Raw genomic sequence first — 18,345 nt, 5'->3', positions numbered from 1 at the left:
TGAATTGAAATTTGCTGCAATTTTTGTTCTTTTTGCCAATGCCTTTTCTGCGGGCATGATGTTTCTCATCAGCTTGCTTATTTCTCGCTATGGTGGAAAGGAGATATTTGGCTTTTTCAGTGTCATACTTGGATTGATTGTTGCCGCAACACCTGTTGCGACATTTGGTATGGATGCTGCCATTGTAAGGTTTTTGCCAGTATATCGGAGTGAGGGGAGGGGAAGCCTTGTAAGTAGAATACAGCGCTTTGTTTTGTTTTTCTCTGGTTCAATTTCACTTTTGGGTGGGCTCGGGCTGGCAGTTTTACTCGTCAACTTTAGAGGATACGATTGGGGAATCGGGATTTCTACAGGAGTATGCCTGCCGCTTTCAGTTGTTTTAGTCGTCTCCCAAGGAATCATTCGAGCGAATGAAAATGTTTCTATCGCTGTGATGCCAGAGGCAATTGTTCGGCCTTTGATTTTTTCTATTTGTATATCAGTTTTTCTCTTTGCCCGCATGGAGACGTTAAGCCTCATTTCTATTGTTTTTTCTTATGCGATTGCTCTAATTTTTTCTAATTTTTTTGCTTTCATTGTCATCATTAAGAAGAGGTATGTTGATTGGAATTTTGAATCCAGAATTGGATTTAAAGATATTCGACTGTGGTTGAATGTTGGTGCGAGCGTTGTCTTCTCAAATATTTCGATATCTTTAATTAATCAATCACCCGTAATTGTAGCTGGGATTATTTTATCTGCATTTGATGCGGGAGAGATTGGTGCAGTTAGTAGGTTGGCAATGCTCGTGTCATTTGCTCTAACCGCTGTAAATTCAATAATTACACCTTTTTTATCTCGCGCGATAATTGTTGGCGATAAAATGGAAGTTCAGTCAATTGTTACAAGGGCGATGGCTTTTTCTATATTTATTGCGGTTCCAGTTTGTATTGTTTTCTATTTATTCTCACCTTTTCTTCTTTCTGCATTCGGAGCGGATTATCTTAAAGCGGTTCCCTTTTTGCGAATAATGCTCTGTGCATATGTTGTTCATGTTGCTGCTGGTCCTAGTATTTCTCTTCTGAATATATCCGGTCTCCATAAGGTAACTTCACGAATTATGATGCTTTGGACTTGCCTTGTCTTATGTGGATTATTGATTTCTATGACTGTGTATGGAATCTCTGGGGGCGTTTTGGTCGCTGCCATTTCTACAGCAGGTTACCCTCTTCTGCTTGCCGTTATTTGCTATAAAGCTCTGGGTATTGATACGACGATTTTTTCTTTACGCTTTTTGCTTCAGAGATAACGTGTCTTTATATCACTCGAACGTGCTTTATAAGTGATATAGTTTGAAGCTGGCGTTGGCCGATTATCGGGTCGGACCTGATACTTTATGAGTAAAAGTTTCCGAAGTAATCAGCTGAAATGTTCCTGTTCCATCAGGCCAAGAAGATAGCTATGCATCTCGGTGATGTTGCTCTGCTGTTGGCGATAGCGTTCTTCTGCTGCCGCAAGCTGTGACCGTGCCTCTTGCAGGCTGGCCTGATATGACTGGTCCACATCGTGATCAGGATACCAGCGTTCTGAAAATTCACGTCGTGTTGGCGCATTCTGGTCGTCATAGCGCGAAACATCGATGCTGGAATAATCGCGCGATATGGCATCGGCGATATAATCAACACGCGCCTGACCTCTCAAACCCAGCTTGTCTGCCTGATCGCTATATGTCCGCAGATGGCTGCCTCTATCGTGCGTCACCATTCCCCCGTTTTCATACAGATATCCCAGAATCTGATCGCCATTGGAAAATACGGCCCGGACGTCCGATTGACTGTCCGGATGATTTTTTTCCAGATAATCAACATGCCTTTGCGCACCTTCGCGGAATATGTCGACAGAGTCACGAATCCCCGGAATGATGGTTTTCTGACCTTCAAGCCATTTGTCGAAATCCGGTATCATGGCTTCATATTGATCCGCCGAAATTTCCTGCGCAATGCCACCGTCTTCGGTCTGGATGGTTTTGGGCGTATATCCATCCTCGCGCATGGCGGCGATGCGTTCGCGCATCGGGGCATAGGCTTTCTCGTAATATTGTTCGAGATAAGGGCGCATTTCCGGATCGGAATACATTTCCTCGCTAAAGGTCGGATGCGACCCGTTTGAAGATTGCGTCGAAGACGCATAGGCAGCATTTGCGGAGCTGGCACTATATGTGTTTGTCAGGATGGTCATGATGCGTTCCCCATGCAATTGAGGAAACAATCCAAGCAATTAATATGCCGGGATTTACACGCAAAAGTTGCCGTTTGGAGCGGAGGATTTGACCAGTGGCTATGCAAAAGAGTGCCGCCCACATCAAAGGGATAGGCAGAAATTGCATCTTGGGCGGAAAAAAAACACCATTGCACAGTCGGGTTGTGCGTCTGTCAGGGCAGGTCGTAAATGTCTGGAAAATGGTGCTGCTGGGGAGATTTGAACTCCCGGCCTCTCCCTTACCAAGGGAGTGCTCTACCCCTGAGCTACAGCAGCCCTTAAAAGGCTGATCGTCGGGCAATGGTGCTGCTGGGGAGATTTGAACTCCCGGCCTCTCCCTTACCAAGGGAGTGCTCTACCCCTGAGCTACAGCAGCATCGAGCCCTTGCGGTGCGGGCGGGTTATAGGCCACTGGCTGGCAATTGGTCAAGCCCGAATTATGCGAAGATTTTTGATCTTGCGCGGATGGTGCAATTTTGTTGGTCAAGGCTGCATTCTGCCTCGGAATATTCTATAAAAGCCGGACCTTTGGAACCAGAAACGTATTGGCAAGATGACAGAACAGCAAAGCAAGCAATATCCCGCGACCAACGAAGAGCGCAAAAAACGTGAAGCCGAAGCCCTGCGTGCCAATCTGGCGCGCCGAAAACAGCAGCAACGTTCGCGCAAAGCCGTGGAACAGGATACCGATGCCAACGATCAGGGCAGCGGTTCGGACGGTTCGGGCAAGGATTAGTCCGCTTCCCACCGGTTTCGGAGCTCCATTTCAAGAAAAATACCAAATTGGCCCCGTCGCCCGCATCACCCGGTTGATCTTGCATGCCCCGCACGGGTAAAACCAATGGCACAATGCCAATTTGCACAACAGGGGTGGCGATATGTCGGTAAGACCGGATCACTGGATACGCCAGATGGCGCAGGAAAAAGGCATGATCGAACCGTTTGTCGACGGTTTCAAGCGCGATGGTGTCATTTCCTATGGGGTCAGTTCCTATGGCTATGACGCCCGGGTTGCCGACGAATTCAAGATTTTCACCAATGTCGACTCGGCCATTGTCGATCCCAAGGAATTTTCCGACGCAGGGTTTGTCAATCGTCAGACCGATGTCTGTGTGATCCCGCCCAACAGTTTCGCCCTGGCGCGTACGGTCGAATATTTCCGTATCCCGCGCGATACGCTGGTGATCTGCCTTGGCAAGTCGACCTATGCGCGGTGCGGCATCATCGTCAATGTCACCCCGCTGGAACCGGAATGGGAAGGGCACGTCACCCTTGAATTTTCCAATACCACGCCACTTCCGGCCCGCATTTACGCCAACGAAGGGGCCTGCCAGTTCATTTTCCTGAAAGCCGAAAGCGAATGCGATACCTCCTATGCGGATCGCGCAGGAAAATATATGGGCCAAAAAGGTGTCACGCTGCCACGCCTGTGATAAAGGCAATGCCATAAAGGCGGCATCGCCAAAGACACGAGTAACCGCCATGTCGCAATCGGCATGGGCATACGAGGATTGAATGGACAAGATCAAGATTTCCGGCGGTCGCCGCTTGCAGGGCAAAATTGCAATTGGCGGTGCCAAGAATGCGGCCCTTCCGCTGATGGCAGCAGCCCTTCTGACCGATGAGACGCTGACCCTTTCCAACCTGCCGCATCTGGCCGATATCACATCGATGGCCAACCTGTTGGGGCAGCATGGTGTCGCGTTGCATCTGAACGGCCATGCGCCCAATGGCGGCCATACCGGTCGGGTTCTGGAAATGACGGCCAAGGAAATCGCATCGACAACCGCACCCTATGATCTGGTCCGCAAAATGCGGGCATCGGTTCTGGTGCTGGGGCCGCTGGTGGCGCGGTGTGGTGTGGCACGTGTGTCGCTGCCCGGTGGCTGTGCGATTGGTAACCGTCCGGTTGACCTGCATCTGAAGGCGCTTGAGGCGATGGGTGCTGAAATCCACCTGACCGAGGGCTATATCGAAGCCCGCGCCCCAGAAGGGCTCAAGGGCGGGCATATCCTGTTCCCGCAGGTATCGGTTGGTGCGACCGAAAACGCCCTGATGGCGGCGTCCCTTGCCGATGGTGTGGTCACAATCGCCAATGCGGCCCGCGAACCCGAAGTCACCGATCTGGCCCATTGCCTTGTCGCGATGGGGGCCGAAATTGAAGGCATCGGGACCGATACGCTCAAGGTCACCGGCAAGCCGCGCCTGCATGGTGCGGAACATTCCGTCGTGCCGGACCGCATTGAAACCGGTACCTATGCCATTGCCGCCGCCATTACCGGCGGCGAGATCGAGCTGGTCGGAACAAAGGCCGAACTGATCGAAAGCCTGATCGTGTCGATGCGCAAGGCCGGTGTCGAGATCGAGGAAACCAAAGACGGCATGATCGTGCGCGGCAATCGCGCCGCCCTTAAGGGGGTTGATGTCATGACCGAACCCTATCCCGGCTTCCCGACCGACATGCAGGCGCAATTCATGGCCCTGATGGCAGTCGCCAATGGCGCATCCATGATCACCGAAACGATTTTTGAAAACCGTTTCATGCATGTCCCGGAACTGAGCCGCATGGGCGCTGATGTCAACGTGCATGGCCGGTCCGCCATCGTGCGCGGCAGTGCCAAACTGTCGGGGGCCGAAGTCATGGCGACCGATCTGCGCGCATCGGTATCGATGGTACTTGCAGGCTTGGCAGCCGAGGGCGAGACGATTATTAACCGTGTCTATCATCTGGACCGCGGTTATGAGCGGCTGGAAGAAAAACTTGGCGCCTGCGGGGCGCAGATCGAACGTGTCCGTGTTCCTGCATAATTACCCTGCATAATGACATGGGCTATCGGCCAGCAGGCCGGGACAGACAGATAAACGCGTAAGGCGACTGATTGATGAGTGACGAAAAGCTGGTGCTGGCCCTGCCAAAGGGGCGCATTCTAGACGAGGTAATGCCGCTGGTGCGCGCAGCCGGGATCGAACCGGAAGCCGCATTTGACGATCCGAAATCCCGGGCCCTGCGTTTCGCCACCAATCATCCGCATATCGATATCATCCGTGTGCGCAGCTTTGACGTTGCAACATTTGTTGCCTTTGGGGCGGCCCATATCGGTGTCTGCGGCAATGACGTCCTGATGGAATTCGATTATTCCGAAATTTATGCCCCGCTTGATCTCGATATCGGGCATTGCCGCCTTGCCGTGGCCGAACCCGAAGAAATGATTGATGGCGATGATCCGTCGCGCTGGTCGCATGTCCGTGTTGCCACCAAATATCCCAACGTCACCCGCAATCATTTTGCCGCGCGCGGGGTACAGGCCGAATGCATCAAGCTGAACGGGGCGATGGAACTGGCACCAACCCTTGGCCTGTGCCGTCGTATCGTTGACCTTGTGTCGACCGGCAACACGCTTAAGGCCAACGGCCTTCGCGAAATTGAACATATTGCCGATGTCACCTCGCGCCTGATCGTCAACCGGGCCGCACTTAAAACCCGCCCGACCGATGTTCAGCCCTGGATTGACCGTTTCTCCGAGGTGCGCAATGCCGATTAAACTTTCGATCACCGATGCCGATTTCGAAGAAGGCTTTGTCAAACTGCTTGGCATGAAGCGGGAATCGGATGCCGATGTTGATGCTGCGGTTGCCGATATCATTGCCGATGTCCGCGCACGCGGAGACGAAGCGGTGTGTGATTACACCAACAAGTTCGACCGCCTGAATATTGATGCGGCTGGCATGGTTGTGACAAAGGACGAAGTCGATGCCGCCGTTGGCGCAATCGATGCTGATCTCCTGAAATCGCTGAAACTGGCCGCTGAACGCATTCGTTCCTACCATGATCGGCAAATGCCTTCTGACGAACGTTATACCGATGCAACCGGGGTCGAACTCGGTTGGCGCTGGCGTCCGGTATCGGCTGCCGGGCTTTATGTGCCCGGTGGGCTGGCATCCTATCCGTCTTCGGTGCTGATGAACGCCATTCCGGCCAAGGTTGCCGGTGTGGAACGTCTGGTGATGGTCGTACCCACCCCTGACAATAAAATGAACCCGCTGGTTCTGGCCGCCGCATGGATTGCCGGTGTTGACGAAATTTACCGGATTGGCGGGGCACAGGCGATTGCAGCATTGGCCTATGGGACGCAAACCATCAAGCCGGTCGACAAGATCGTTGGTCCGGGCAATGCCTTTGTCGCGGCCGCAAAGCGTCGTGTTTTCGGGCAGGTCGGGATTGACATGATCGCCGGTCCGTCGGAAATCCTTGTGGTTGCCGATGGCAGCAATGATCCAAGCTGGGTCGCGGCTGATCTGCTGTCGCAGGCCGAACATGATCCGGTCGCACAGTCGATCCTGATTACCGATGATGCGGCTTTTGCCGATCGTGTTCAGGACGCCATTGATGCGCATCTTGAAAAACTGCCGCGTGCGGAAATCGCCGGGGCAAGCTGGCGCGACTTTGGTGCAATTGTCTTGGTCGAAAATCTGACGCAGGCTCCGGCCTTGGTTGATCGGATCGCACCGGAACATCTTGAACTGGCTGTGGATGACCCGGACGCGCTTGCCGAAGACATTCATCATGCCGGTGCCATTTTCCTGGGCCGTTACACGCCCGAGGCGATTGGCGATTATGTTGCCGGGCCAAACCATGTTCTGCCAACCGCCCGTTCGGCGCGTTTCTCGTCGGGTCTGGGTGTGCTTGATTTCATCAAGCGGTCGTCATTGATCAAATGCACGCCCGAAAGTCTGGCCAAAATCGGCCCGGCGGCGATTGCACTGGCCGAAAGCGAAGGTTTGCAGGCACACGGACTTTCTGTGGCGATCCGGTCCAACCGCATGTAAGCTGTTGCAGTGCAGCGCCGAGGGATCGCAGGGAGACTAAGATGGCAGAAATTGCAGACAACCAATGCATTGCCGGTATCTATCTCGACGAGAAATACAAGGTGCGTCGCCGCCCCGAGGTCGAGCACGAGCAGGCGGTGGCCATCTATGACCTTCTCGAAGATAACCATTTCGTGCCCAAGGGCGGCTTCGAAGGTCCGTATTCGGTTCACATGCGCATCGAGGATAACCGCATCTATATGGATGTGCGCGGCGATGACGATACCGAAAACCTGACCACCATTGTCGTGCCGTTAACCCCGTTCCGCCGGATCGTGAAGGATTACTTCATGATCTGCGAAAGCTATTACGACGCGATCAAAAAGGCGAGTGCCGCACAGATCGAAACCATCGATATGGCGCGCCGCGGCCTGCATAACGAAGGATCCGAACAGCTTCGTGAACTGCTGTCGGAAAAGGTGACGATTGATGAAAACACCGCGCGTCGCCTGTTTACCCTGATCTGCGTCCTTCATATCCGGGGTTAGGGCACGGTGGCAGAAGAACTCCCCGGTTCGGTTCTTTTTGCCTGTAGCTTCAATGCTGTAAGATCCGTGATGGCGGCTGCGCTTATGCGTCACTATCACGGAACGAAGGTGTATGTTGAATGCTGCGGCTTGCGTGCCGGTGATCTTGATGGTTTTGCCGTCGCGGTCATGGAAGAAATCGGGCTGGATATCTCGACCTATAAATCCAAGACATTTGACGAACTTGAAGACGGGTTCTTTGACCTGATCATCACCCTGTCACCAGAAGCCCAGCACAGGGCGGTCGAAATGACCCGCACCATGGCCTGTGATGTCGAATTCTGGAATACCTTCGACGCCACGATTGTCGAAGGTTCACGCGAAATCCGCCTTGAAGCCTATCGACAGGTCCGCGACCAGATCAAAAAACGCATCCTTGAACGCTTCCCGGTCGGTCCCGCCCCCAAGGTTTAAACACACGCCCCGTACGGGCCGTCAATCAGCGCGTCAAACGCATCCCCGTCCAGCACGTATATTCTTTCATCATGGGCATGCCGCATGCCGATACGGGCATAAAACCGCTGCCCGATGACGTTTTCGGCATCGACCGACAGGCGGATATAATGCTGGCCACGTGTTCGGGCCCGTTCGGCAACCTTTGCAATCAGATGACGGGCAAAACCGCCCCCGCGATATTCCGGGGCGACAAACAGGTCCTGAATGTAAATCCCGGCCTTGCCACGAAATGTCGAATAGCTCGGAAAATAAAGGCAAAGTGCGACCGGTGTATCCCCGTCATGCGCAATCAGGGCCTCGAACGCCGGGTTGGGGCCAAACCCATCACGCGCCAGATCTTCCGCTGTGCTTTTGAATTTATCCTCGCACCCGGTGGCACGGGCAATTTCAAACAGCATGGCATGGATATCGTCAACATCCTGTGCGGTGGCGGGCCGGATTTGGGGCGGGTTGACGGGATGGGGATGATTGGCGGTCATGGTCAGGGTCCTTGATGGGGGCCTTGGAACCATAAAGGGGATTGGTCGTGGGAAACAACATGATTTCCCGGTGCAGGTTTATGCCATCACGCAGGGCATGATTGAAATGCAGTGCTGGGCCGCTTTGTGCCTTGCGTGAAAGGGCTTGACCTTTTTGCGCGTTCGGAGCAGTTTGCGGGCCACCGGTAATTGGTATTGCAATACGAAAGCTAGGAGTCTCATGGCTAAAGAAGACGTTATCGAGTTTCAGGGCACTGTTGTCGAACTTCTGCCCAATGCGATGTTTCGCGTGAAGCTGGACAATGATCACGAAATTCTTGCTCATACCTCGGGCAAGATGCGCAAGAACCGCATTCGTGTTCTTGCTGGTGACCGCGTCAGCGTCGAAATGACGCCTTATGACCTGACCAAGGGTCGTATTACCTTCCGTTTCAAGTAATCCGGAACCTGTAATACCGCAAAAATTGACGTTGCCGGGCGCGCAGTTTAGGTTTGCGCGCAAGGTTGCGTTTTGCTGTGTCTACAACCCTTCTGGTTTGGCTTTGGATGTCTGTGGGGAGCCGCGACTTGTCGAAACTGATTTTGGCCTCTGCATCGCCGCGGCGTCTTGAGCTGCTGGCACAGATCGGAATTGTGCCAGATCAGGTTATCCCTGCTGATATCGACGAAACTCCGCATGATGATGAAAGTCCGCGTCGGCTTGCCTTGCGCCTGGCCGAGGAAAAGGCACGTGCGATTGCCGCCGACCATGCGGGATGTTTTGTTCTTGCCGCCGACACGGTTGTGGCCTGTGGCCGTCGCGCCTTGGGCAAGGCGACCGATACGAACGAGGCCCGCAAATTCCTCTCGCTGCTTTCCGGTCGACGTCACCGTGTTTATGGTGGTCTTTGCGTGGTTGCACCCGATGGTACGACCCGCGCGCGCGTGATCGAAACACAGGTGATTTTCCGCCGCCTTGGCGATGACGATCTTGCGCGCTATCTGGCCCATGACGAGTGGCAGGGCAAGGCAGGCGCTTATGCCATTCAGGGATATGCCGCAACGTTTGTTAAAAGCATCACCGGGTCCTATTCCAATGTCGTTGGCCTGTCGCTGTGCGAGGCTGACGGTATGCTGCGCGGTCTTGGTTTCAAACAGGGGATGTGATCATGGTGGCTGGCGGAACAGAAACAGACCGCCTGCTGATTGATGCCGTCGCATGCGAACGGCGCATTGCCCTGATCCGCAATGACCGGCTGGCGCGTTTATGGATTGATCGTGGTGGCCCGGCGCGCTTTGACATTCATCTGGGCCGTGTTTCGAAAATTCTTCCTGAAATGGCTGCGGCCATGGTGGTTCTTGATGGCGTTGCCGATGGTCTGCTGCCGTTTGATCGCATTGACGGCCCGCTTCATGAAGGCCAATGGGTCATCGTGCAGATTTCCCGCCTCGGGTTCGAGGATAAAGGCCCGAAACTGACCGGCCGCATCGCGATAGAGGGGCTGGGCATGATCCTGCGCCCGAACGAGCATCCCACCGACGCAAAGCGCGGCGGTCTGGTGGAACTCCCCCGCAAGCTCAAGGACGAAAACCGGCGTGCGGTGCTCATGACCCTGTTCAAGGGGCTGATCGCCCGCGAAGAGGGCATCACGCTGCGCAGTCTGGCAATCGATTGGGATGACGGCGCATTGGCAGGCGAACTTGGACAGCTTCGGGCTGTGTGGAAACGCGCCCAGGCGGCCCTTGCATCACCGGCAAAGCCGGTTGTGGTTTTCAAGGCATTGTCGGATGCCGATCAGCTGATCGAACGCCACGTGATGGCGGGCGGCGAATGCATTGTTGATGGTTCGGACGAATTTGTGCGTTTGCGTGGATTGTTGCGCGCACGTGGTTTGGATGATGCGCACCTGATCCGTCATGACGGCACGCGCCTGCTGTTTGATGATCAGGATATCGAAGACGATATCGCAACCGCCCTGCAACCGCGTGTGCCGCTTCCGGGCGGTGGCTGGATCGCCATCGAACAGACGACCGCACTTTGTGCGATTGATGTCAATGCAGGCGGATCGGATTCCGACAATGATCAGGCAAGGCGGGCAGAGCAGGTCAACTTGCGCGCAGCACCCGAAATTGTCCGCCAATTGCAGTTGCGCAATATTGGCGGTCTGGTGGTGATTGATCCGCTTCGCATGGCGGGCAAGGCATCGCGCGACCGGTTCGAAGCCGCCCTTCGTGATGCCTTTGGCCCGGAAATGAGCGGTGCGGTCCAGTTTGGCGGTTTTACCCGGCTGGGCCTGTTTGAATTGACCCGGCAGCGCGGCGGCATTGCCCTTGGTGAACTGATGCAAGGCAGGCTGCCTGATCCGATGCCGACGCGAACGGCAGCATTGAACTTTGTGCTGCGTTCCGTGATTCGCGATATGCGCAGCGGGCAGGGCGGGCGATACAGGCTTTATCTGTCAAAGGACCTTGTCGCGGACCTTGTGCCGGGAAGCCACGGGCAACAAATTCTTGAACGTGCGATGGGGATGGCGCCGGAACTGGCCGCCGACGAAAGCCTTTCGCGCGCTGACTACAGGCTGGAGAAACTCTGATATGGTTGAAAAAAACACAGTTAAAACAGCAGGCTCGGGCTGTGCCATGTGCGGCAAGCCGGTGGTGGAAAAATACAGGCCGTTCTGCTCGAAACGCTGCGCTGATCTCGACCTCGGCAAATGGCTCAATGAAAGCTATGCCGTCCCCGCGACCGAACCGCCAGAGTATCTTGAAGACCTTGAAGATGAAGAAGATTTTCGCGCATAAAAAAAATGCGATTTGAGGCTGGACAAGCCCCGAAGGAGTTTGTATAACCCCGCTCGTTCCGCAGGGAACGCTCCGGAAACGGAGACGCTTAAAGAATGCCCGGGTAGCTCAGTTGGTAGAGCAGTGGACTGAAAATCCGCGTGTCGGTGGTTCGAATCCGCCCCCGGGCACCATCTTTAGGTAGCCCAAAATGACCCGGCCATTGGCCGGGTTTTTTTGTGCGCGAACGAAAGTCGCGTTTCATTTTTTTGATATCCCCCATCTTGAAGAAGTCCAAACATTCTAAAGCAGCGCGTGGCTTTTTGCATAGTTTGGCGCTCTATTTTGCATAGTGCCTAATCCAAAAAGGAGCGGTCTGGCGCTGCGTTGCGAAACCAGTTTCGCAATGTCCTGAATCTCGTGTGTCGATCCGATCTCCGGCATGTCAGACACCACCTTCGGCACTTCCCCAGTGTTTCGCAGGACCATCGCTTCATGCGCGTCACTGATGAACCCCGAACAAACCTCGGGCCTCCAGCAACCTCGCCGACGGACCACCTACAGACGGTCCACGGGCTCGTTGCCCACTTCGATCATCTTCCGGTCACGGTGCCAACCTGCCACCCCGACATCCAGACAAACTTCGGGCCTTCGCCATTCCTGCCAACCGACGGCTCTCGGGCTTCTGGCCCGCTCTGATCACTCTCGGCCCTGATGGCATTTCCGGCAACCGGTTCGGCCCGGACACACTTCGGGCGTCGGTCATTTTCGCCAAAGACGGACTTAGGGCGCACGGCCCCACCTGTCCACCATCGGCGGGCCAAAGCCCACTGCTGCCATTGCTGCCGCCTCCGGCAAATCGGGATACCTTTCCCGATAAGACGCACCTCTCCCGTCATGACAAACAAGCGTATTCGAAACCTGTTAGACCCGGCGCGAAATGCCGCCGTAATGGCTCCGCCATCCACCGACCCATATCCTGCGGATTACCCCGCCGCCCTGTCTGTGTCTTTGCCGCTGCATCCTGATCACCTCTTTGATCCGGCCCCAAACGCAAAACCCCGCAAAGCACAAGGCTTTGCGGGGTTCGGTCCGGGGGCATTTATCCCGTTGACTTTTATCTTATGCCATAAATAAAAGAACAAATCAAGAACTTTTTTGAAAAACTTTATATGCCGTCAGAAAAGGGGAGGGAATCGCGGGCAACGGCAGCTTTTCATCCTCGACAAATTTGGGATTCGTCCGGGTGTTTTGATGATTCCTCATACCTTTGCTGCTCAAACGAACGTATCGCGTCGGTTCGCTTTTCAAATGAAAACAACCGTGCGCGCAAGATGTCAGCCGCAACATTAACGCTTGAAAAGAGACAGTTATGTCAGGAATGTTGCGGAAATTTTACATCCCGTTACCATGATGTCTGGCGGCTGGTTTCAAACTGCTGAAACACAAATCGGGCTATGACGTTATGGCAGACAGCGTGTTCTGCGCTGCAATAACAAACATCCAGGGGACCCTGATGGCCGAAAAGCAGATCGAGATCGAACTGAAGCTCCGTATCGATCCGAAACATGTATCGCGTTTGAAGCAGGCACCCGTCCTGCGCGAGGTCAAGGAAGGCCGTCGTCTTCTGACCACCCATCTTGTGTCCATCTATCACGACACGCCCAAGCTTTCGCTGGCCCGCAAGGGGCTGGCCCTGCGTGTGCGCAAGAAGGGAACGAACGGGTGGGAGCAGACCGTCAAGGCATCAAACGGACTTCGCGAAGCCCTGCCGGAACGTCATGAATGGAATGTCGAACTGCCCGATGGCGTTCTTGATCTGGATAAATTCACCGATGAAGACGTCGTCGGACTGCTTGATAAGCACGTTAAAAAGAAGAAGATCGAACGGATTTTTGAAACCGATCTGAAACGCAGTGCGGTTGATCTGACCTATCGCGACGCGATCATGGAACTGGCAATCGATCAGGGCGTGGTGCGCACCGCGGAGAAAGAATCACCCCTGTCCGAGGTGGAGCTGGAGCTGAAGGAAGGCCATCCCGCCGCCCTGTTTGATCTGGCACTTGAACTGCAACGCACCGTACCCCTGTTCCTGAGCCTGCGCTCAAAGGCATCGCGCGGACGGGCGCTTTATCTTAACGAGACACCTGGCTTCTATAAGGCCCCTCCGGTCGGGCTTGCTGCCGATATGTCGGCCGAAATTTCGTTTCGGGCGGTTCTTGCGCAAGGGCTTCGGATGATCCTTGGTAACGAGATTTGCGTGCGTGATGACCTTCATATCGAAGGCTGCCATCAGATGCGGGTTGGCATGCGTCGCCTTCGGGTGGCGTTCAACCTGTTTAAGAAAAACCTGCCGCAGGGCGAGGCTGTCCTGATCCGCCGCCTGCTGAAACATTGCACCAAGGCGCTTGATGGCCTGCGCGACTGGGATGTTTTCCTGACCGAAACCCTGCCGATGGTCGAGGAACGCTTTCCCGATCATCCCGGCGTCGCCGATCTGCGCAAGGCTGCCGCCAAGCAGCGCGAAGCGGCCTTGGTGACCGCGCGCGAAATGCTTGAAAGTTTCGAGTATCAGCAGCTTTTGCTGTTGCTTGGCGCATGGTCGAGTTATTCGCGCTGGGCATCGGGGGCGGATGCCACCCAGATGAAGGCGATGTCTGCACCTGTCACAAAACTGGCAGAACCGCTGTTGAGCCGGGCCTATAAACGCGTGACCAAACGCGGCGACGACGTTGGTAAGCTTACGGTGCCACAACTTCACGCCTTGCGTCTGGATGTCAAACAGATGCGCTATGGCAGCGATTTCTTTGGCGAGGTTTATGCGGCCAAACCGGTCAATAAATTCCGCAAGGAACTGACGGGTTTGCAGGAAATTCTTGGCTGGCTGAATGATGTTGCCGTGGCAGAATCCCGCCTGATGGCCTTGCGGCCGCAGCTTTCCAAAGACGGCATGATCGCCATTGGCCTGATTTCCGGCTGGTTCGGCGCACGCGCCGATCATCGCCTTCAGGGGCTTGATAAGGCATGGAAGAAATTCGAAAAGCAGAAGCTGTTCTGGAAGTAGCCCGCCCGGCAAATCGAAACCGGGCGGCGGCTAGGTCGCTGCCCGTTTCATATCCTGATAAGCCGCCAGCGCCCGCTCACGGCCTTCTTTGACCCCGATCAGGGGCTCGGGATAGCTCTGCCCCAAATCCACCCCTGCGGCCTTCAGGATCAGCGGGGATGCTTCCCACGGCTTATGGATATATTGCGCGGGCATATCGGCAAGTTCCGGGACCCATTGCCGGACGTAACGGCCGTCCGGGTCAAATTTCTCGCCTTGCAGGACCGGATTGAAAATCCGGAAATAGGGGGCGGCATCGGCACCACATCCCCCAATCCATTGCCAGGAAAACGGATTATTGGCCGGGCAGGCATCGACAAGCGTATCGTCAAACCATGCCAGACCTTCGCGCCAATGGATCAGAAGGTGTTTGACCAGTACCGATCCGACAATCATCCGCACCCGGTTATGCATATAACCGGTATGCCAAAGTTCCCGCATTCCGGCATCGACAATCGGAAAACCGGTTTGCCCGCGTTGCCAGCGTTCAAGCGCCTTTGGATCATCATCCCACGGGAAATCGGTGAATTGCCCCTGAAGCGGCACGGATTTCAAATCCCTGGCATGAAACAGGATGTGATGGGCAAATTCCCGCCAACCCAGTTCGGCCATGAATTTTGATGCGGTTTTGCCTTGGCCGGGATGGGCGTCGGCGTAATGGTTTGCCGCGTGCCACACCTGCCGCGGGCTGATCTCGCCAAACCGCAGATGCGGGGACAGTTCCGACGTCACCCGATGATCGGGTCGGTCGCGCAGGTCGGCGTAATCAGAAAGCCTGCCATCAATAAAGTCATGTAGCTGATCCATCGCGCCCTGTTCACCCGGCGTGAACCGATCGGCAAAGCCGGTGGCCCAGTCAAACGGCTTGGGCGACAGATCAAGCCCGGCAATATCTGCTTCATCGCTCAGTTGCAGATCGCCAAGCGGGATGCTTTCAGGGGCTTTTTTGGGTTCTGCCGGGGGTGGCAGTTTCAAACACGCCCGCCAGAACGGACTGAAAACCTTGAAGTCCGATCCGGCCCCGGTTTTGACTTCCCATGGTTCATACAGCAATTGACCATTGAAGCTTTCGCATTCGATATTCTGATCGCGCAAGGATGATTTGATATCAGCATCGCGCGCGATGGACGCCTTGTCATAAAGCCGGTTCCAGAAAAGCGCGCCGATTTTGTGATCAGTTTGCAACTGATTGAAAACGTCCCGCGCATCCGATCTGAAAACCCGCAGACAGGGGGCCTTTTTTCCGGCCACTGTTGCAAGGCTTTCATCAAGACGCGTCAGGGTTTTTTCCAGCCACCAGCGCGTCGCCCCGCCCAATTGGGCATCAATCACCCGATCAAGGATAAATACCGGAAGCACGATGCCGTTATTTTGCTGAGCCCACTTTACGCTGGCGTTCAATGCCGGGTTGTCGGCAAGACGAAGGTCATTGCGAAACCACATGATGGCAATCGGTGCGGCAGAAGCAGAAGGCATCCGGGAACTCGTACCTTGGGGGAGGGAGGGGGCAAAAGGGTGAGAGAGCACATCGACTGTGACAGCATAGAGGGATGTCGATGCGCTCTCTCTGGCTCGGGGTACATCATCATGTACGGCGGACCAGATTGATCAGTTCATCGAAACTTTGCGAAATCACATTCTTTTTCCATCCGGCAAATCCAAGCACCAGTCCGTGGGGCAGGTTGCTGCGATTTTGTGTCGATTTATCATGATAGTAGGATGAAAGCGCCCGGCAGTCGAGCTGCGCCTTGACCATCTGGTCCTGCAATTCCGCATCGTCCTGGTCACCGATAAGGCGCGTGCAAAGATGCAATCCCCCATCCGATGGCAGGACCTGCAAAATATCGCTGGCGCGTGTCTCGATCAGGTCACGCAGATGCGCCCGGCGCTCACCATAACTCAGCCGCATCTTGCGGACATGGCCGCCAAAGTGCCCCTCGGCAAAAAATGCGGCCAATGCGGCCTGTGCCGTTGGGGCGGGCACGCCATCGGCAAAGCCGCGCATCCCGCGAAATACCGGGATCAGGGCGGGTGGCAAAACCAGATATCCAAGCCGGATACCGGGAAATAGGACGCGCGAAAACGTGCCGACATAAAGCACGCGATTTTGCCGGTCCAACCCCTGAAGGGACGATAACGGCGGCCCGTCATAGCGATAATCGCTGTCATAATCGTCTTCGACGATCCACGCATCATGGGCATCCGCCCATGCCAAAAGGGCAAGACGACGGGCAAGCGACAATGTCGTGCCCAGTGGATAATTGCGCGATGGCGTCGTGACCACAATGCGCGCCGGGGGACCCTGATCAAGCCTGTCGACCTGCAATCCATCTTCATCGACCGGGATCGGAAGCAACGTCGCACCACTGGCGGCAAGGACCCCGCGAATACCTTCATAACCCGGGTCCTCGGTCGCGATCACGTCACCCGGATCAACAAGCGCACGCGCAATCAGGTCGAGCGCCTGCTGGGCGCCTGAAACAATCATCACCTGATCGGCATCGCATTTGACCCCGCGGGACTGGCGAAGCCACTTGGCAACCTCGTCGCGCAATGAAGGCATGCCCAGCGGATCAACCGGCATGGTGAGGTCAAGGGTGGGGGCCCGCCAGCTTCGGCGCAGTAACCGGGCCCAAAGATCAAATGGAAAGGCATCAAGATCGGGGGTTGCCGGGTTAAACGGACGCGCCACGCGAAACCGTGGAAAGCGCCGGTCATAGGCCAGCATGCGGGTCGCACTTTGGCTAAGCCGTGGAAGGTTTGCGGATTTACGGGCCTGATCGGCCGATGCGGGCAGGATGGTTGCCGTCATTTCCCGGTCGGGCAGACTACTGGCAACGAAGCTTCCGGCCCCGATCCGGGTTTCAAGATAACCTTCGGATACCAGTAGATCGAAACTCGTCACCACCGTATTGCGCGAAATGCCAAGGCTTTTGGCCAGATCACGGCTGGCAGGCAGCTTTTCACCCGGATGCAGTCGCCCGTCCAGAATGGCCTGGCGGATGCCAAGATAAAGCCGGCGATAAGCCGTATCGCCGTTCTCATCGCCTGCCGTGGCTGCATGGCTGGGATAGATCCAGGTAAAGTCGCTGCGCATTGTGCCCTATCGAAAATCAGGGTCAGTAAAATTGGTCCTATCAAAATTATTATAACGGACCTTTGATAAAGTCCAATTATGCCGATGATGACGCCAGCCCGTCGCGCCACCAGAAGTTACAGAGAAATAGAAAATGCCGGATACCATCGACCTTCCCGACCAATACGAAGTCTATCCATCAACCAAAATCGTGCGCGGCCCCAAACGTGCGAGTTACGACCGTAAACTTGTGCATGGCATTATCGATGATGCCCTGATCTGCCATGTCGGAACAGTTGTGAATGGTCGCCCGTCGATGATCCCGACCGCGCATTGGCGCGTGGGCGAACGGATTTATATCCATAGTGCATCCAAGAACCGCATTCTGGCCGCCATCGCCAATGGCGAGGAAGCCTGCCTGTGCATCACCCATCTGGATGGTCTGGTCATGGCACGTTCGGCCTTTCATCACTCGGCCAATTACCGTTCGGTGGTAATTTACGGCAGGGGCGAAATCGTGGCCGATCCGGAAGGCAAAATGGAACATTCCCGGCTGTTTGTTGAAAAGTTGTCCAAAGGCCGCTGGGACCAGATCCGTCACCCCAGTGAACAGGAGCTCAAGGCCACCATGTTCCTTGGTTTTGACCTGAACGAGGTATCGGCCAAGGTCCGCACCGGTGATCCTGTCGATGACGAGGAGGATTACAGTCTGCCGGTCTGGGCCGGGGTTTTACCCTGCAAGAATATCTGGGGCGAGCCGGTGGCAGATACCCGCCTTGATCCGGCCTATTCCGGACCGGTTGCCAAAGCACCGGAATAAACAAAAAGGCAGCCCGATGA

Annotated in this window: 19 protein-coding genes and 3 tRNA genes; 15 read left to right on the top strand and 7 right to left on the bottom strand. The window is 55.1% G+C overall.

The window, feature by feature from the left end; genetic code table 11:
- The first annotated feature begins 4 nt into the window (after positions 1-4).
- Complete coding sequence (locus tag BC440_RS02270; RefSeq protein WP_063092632.1) at positions 5-1,288, top strand: oligosaccharide flippase family protein; 1,284 nt, start codon at positions 5-7, stop codon at positions 1,286-1,288.
- 110 nt (positions 1,289-1,398) lie between these two features.
- Here BC440_RS02270 and BC440_RS02265 read toward each other — a convergent pair whose 3' ends face one another.
- The 3 genes from BC440_RS02265 to BC440_RS02255 form a co-directional block, all read right to left on the bottom strand.
- On the bottom strand, positions 1,399-2,217 hold the full coding sequence (locus BC440_RS02265; protein ID WP_063092633.1) for a hypothetical protein: 819 nt from the start codon (positions 2,215-2,217) through the stop codon (positions 1,399-1,401).
- A gap of 222 nt (positions 2,218-2,439) precedes the next feature.
- Positions 2,440-2,514, bottom strand: a tRNA-Thr gene (locus BC440_RS02260).
- A gap of 25 nt (positions 2,515-2,539) precedes the next feature.
- Positions 2,540-2,614, bottom strand: a tRNA-Thr gene (locus BC440_RS02255).
- Positions 2,615-2,791: 177 nt separating this feature from the next.
- On the opposite strand from BC440_RS02255, the gene BC440_RS02250 reads away from it, so the two are divergent.
- The 7 genes from BC440_RS02250 to BC440_RS02220 all read left to right on the top strand — a co-directional run bounded on the left by BC440_RS02250 (position 2,792) and on the right by BC440_RS02220 (position 8,045).
- Positions 2,792-2,974 carry a hypothetical protein gene (locus BC440_RS02250; protein ID WP_063092634.1) on the top strand — a complete coding sequence of 61 codons (183 nt, stop codon included), beginning with the start codon at positions 2,792-2,794 and terminating at the stop codon, positions 2,972-2,974.
- Between the two features lie 142 nt (positions 2,975-3,116).
- Positions 3,117-3,671, top strand: a complete 555-nt coding sequence (gene dcd / locus BC440_RS02245; RefSeq protein WP_037989813.1) for a dCTP deaminase — start codon at positions 3,117-3,119, stop codon at positions 3,669-3,671.
- Between the two features lie 82 nt (positions 3,672-3,753).
- On the top strand, positions 3,754-5,046 hold the full coding sequence (gene murA / locus BC440_RS02240) for a UDP-N-acetylglucosamine 1-carboxyvinyltransferase (RefSeq protein WP_063092635.1): 1,293 nt from the start codon (positions 3,754-3,756) through the stop codon (positions 5,044-5,046).
- A 74-nt stretch (positions 5,047-5,120) separates the two neighbouring features.
- Positions 5,121-5,780, top strand: coding sequence for an ATP phosphoribosyltransferase (hisG, locus tag BC440_RS02235; RefSeq protein WP_007092064.1), 660 nt, complete (start codon positions 5,121-5,123; stop codon positions 5,778-5,780).
- Positions 5,770-7,065 (top strand): histidinol dehydrogenase, encoded by a 1,296-nt coding sequence (gene hisD / locus BC440_RS02230; RefSeq protein WP_063092636.1) that lies wholly within the window; start codon positions 5,770-5,772, stop codon positions 7,063-7,065. Before hisG ends, hisD begins: the two co-directional genes overlap by 11 nt.
- A 50-nt stretch (positions 7,066-7,115) precedes the next feature.
- A complete protein-coding gene (locus BC440_RS02225) occupies positions 7,116-7,592 on the top strand; it encodes a UPF0262 family protein (protein ID WP_110252823.1) in 477 nt (158 codons plus the stop codon).
- A gap of 6 nt (positions 7,593-7,598) precedes the next feature.
- The gene (locus BC440_RS02220; protein WP_007092061.1) at positions 7,599-8,045 is read left to right on the top strand and encodes an arsenate reductase ArsC; all 447 of its coding nucleotides are present in this window, start codon (positions 7,599-7,601) and stop codon (positions 8,043-8,045) included.
- Here the strand turns inward: BC440_RS02220 and BC440_RS02215 are convergent.
- A complete protein-coding gene (locus tag BC440_RS02215; RefSeq protein WP_071239491.1) occupies positions 8,042-8,566 on the bottom strand; it encodes a GNAT family N-acetyltransferase in 525 nt (174 codons plus the stop codon). The two genes, BC440_RS02220 and BC440_RS02215, sit on opposite strands and share 4 nt — an antisense overlap.
- Before the next feature lie 220 nt (positions 8,567-8,786).
- On the opposite strand from BC440_RS02215, the gene infA reads away from it, so the two are divergent.
- The 5 genes from infA to BC440_RS02190 all read left to right on the top strand — a co-directional run bounded on the left by infA (position 8,787) and on the right by BC440_RS02190 (position 11,520).
- Complete coding sequence (gene infA / locus BC440_RS02210) at positions 8,787-9,005, top strand: translation initiation factor IF-1 (protein WP_007092059.1); 219 nt, start codon at positions 8,787-8,789, stop codon at positions 9,003-9,005.
- 128 nt (positions 9,006-9,133) lie between these two features.
- The gene (locus BC440_RS02205) at positions 9,134-9,712 is read left to right on the top strand and encodes a nucleoside triphosphate pyrophosphatase (protein WP_037989898.1); all 579 of its coding nucleotides are present in this window, start codon (positions 9,134-9,136) and stop codon (positions 9,710-9,712) included.
- A gap of 2 nt (positions 9,713-9,714) precedes the next feature.
- On the top strand, positions 9,715-11,139 hold the full coding sequence (locus BC440_RS02200; protein WP_063092638.1) for a ribonuclease E/G: 1,425 nt from the start codon (positions 9,715-9,717) through the stop codon (positions 11,137-11,139).
- Position 11,140: 1 nt separating this feature from the next.
- Positions 11,141-11,347 (top strand): DNA gyrase inhibitor YacG, encoded by a 207-nt coding sequence (yacG, locus tag BC440_RS02195; protein ID WP_007092056.1) that lies wholly within the window; start codon positions 11,141-11,143, stop codon positions 11,345-11,347.
- Positions 11,348-11,444: 97 nt separating this feature from the next.
- Positions 11,445-11,520: transfer RNA gene (locus tag BC440_RS02190), tRNA-Phe, on the top strand.
- A 399-nt stretch (positions 11,521-11,919) separates the two neighbouring features.
- On the opposite strand, the gene BC440_RS22550 is transcribed toward BC440_RS02190, so the two are convergent.
- Complete coding sequence (locus BC440_RS22550) at positions 11,920-12,120, bottom strand: hypothetical protein (protein ID WP_139190042.1); 201 nt, start codon at positions 12,118-12,120, stop codon at positions 11,920-11,922.
- A gap of 722 nt (positions 12,121-12,842) precedes the next feature.
- Here BC440_RS22550 and BC440_RS02180 point away from each other — a divergent pair.
- Positions 12,843-14,390: a CYTH and CHAD domain-containing protein gene (locus tag BC440_RS02180; RefSeq protein WP_223305201.1), complete on the top strand. Its 1,548-nt coding sequence runs from the start codon at positions 12,843-12,845 to the stop codon at positions 14,388-14,390.
- A 30-nt stretch (positions 14,391-14,420) separates the two neighbouring features.
- On the opposite strand, the gene BC440_RS02175 is transcribed toward BC440_RS02180, so the two are convergent.
- Both BC440_RS02175 and BC440_RS02170 read right to left on the bottom strand, forming a co-directional pair.
- Entirely contained in the window at positions 14,421-15,905 is a 1,485-nt protein-coding gene (locus BC440_RS02175; protein WP_063092641.1) for a deoxyribodipyrimidine photo-lyase, read from the bottom strand.
- 109 nt (positions 15,906-16,014) lie between these two features.
- Positions 16,015-17,526, bottom strand: coding sequence for a PLP-dependent aminotransferase family protein (locus BC440_RS02170; RefSeq protein ID WP_063092642.1), 1,512 nt, complete (start codon positions 17,524-17,526; stop codon positions 16,015-16,017).
- Between the two features lie 133 nt (positions 17,527-17,659).
- Here BC440_RS02170 and BC440_RS02165 point away from each other — a divergent pair, with 133 nt between their 5' ends.
- Positions 17,660-18,325 (top strand): pyridoxamine 5'-phosphate oxidase family protein, encoded by a 666-nt coding sequence (locus BC440_RS02165; protein ID WP_063092643.1) that lies wholly within the window; start codon positions 17,660-17,662, stop codon positions 18,323-18,325.
- The last annotated feature ends 20 nt before the right edge of the window (positions 18,326-18,345 follow it).

The sequence above is a fragment of the Thalassospira sp. MIT1004 genome, from assembly GCF_001858545.1.
Taxonomy (GTDB): domain Bacteria; phylum Pseudomonadota; class Alphaproteobacteria; order Rhodospirillales; family Thalassospiraceae; genus Thalassospira; species Thalassospira xiamenensis.
This window is presented reverse-complemented; position numbering and strand designations above follow the sequence as displayed.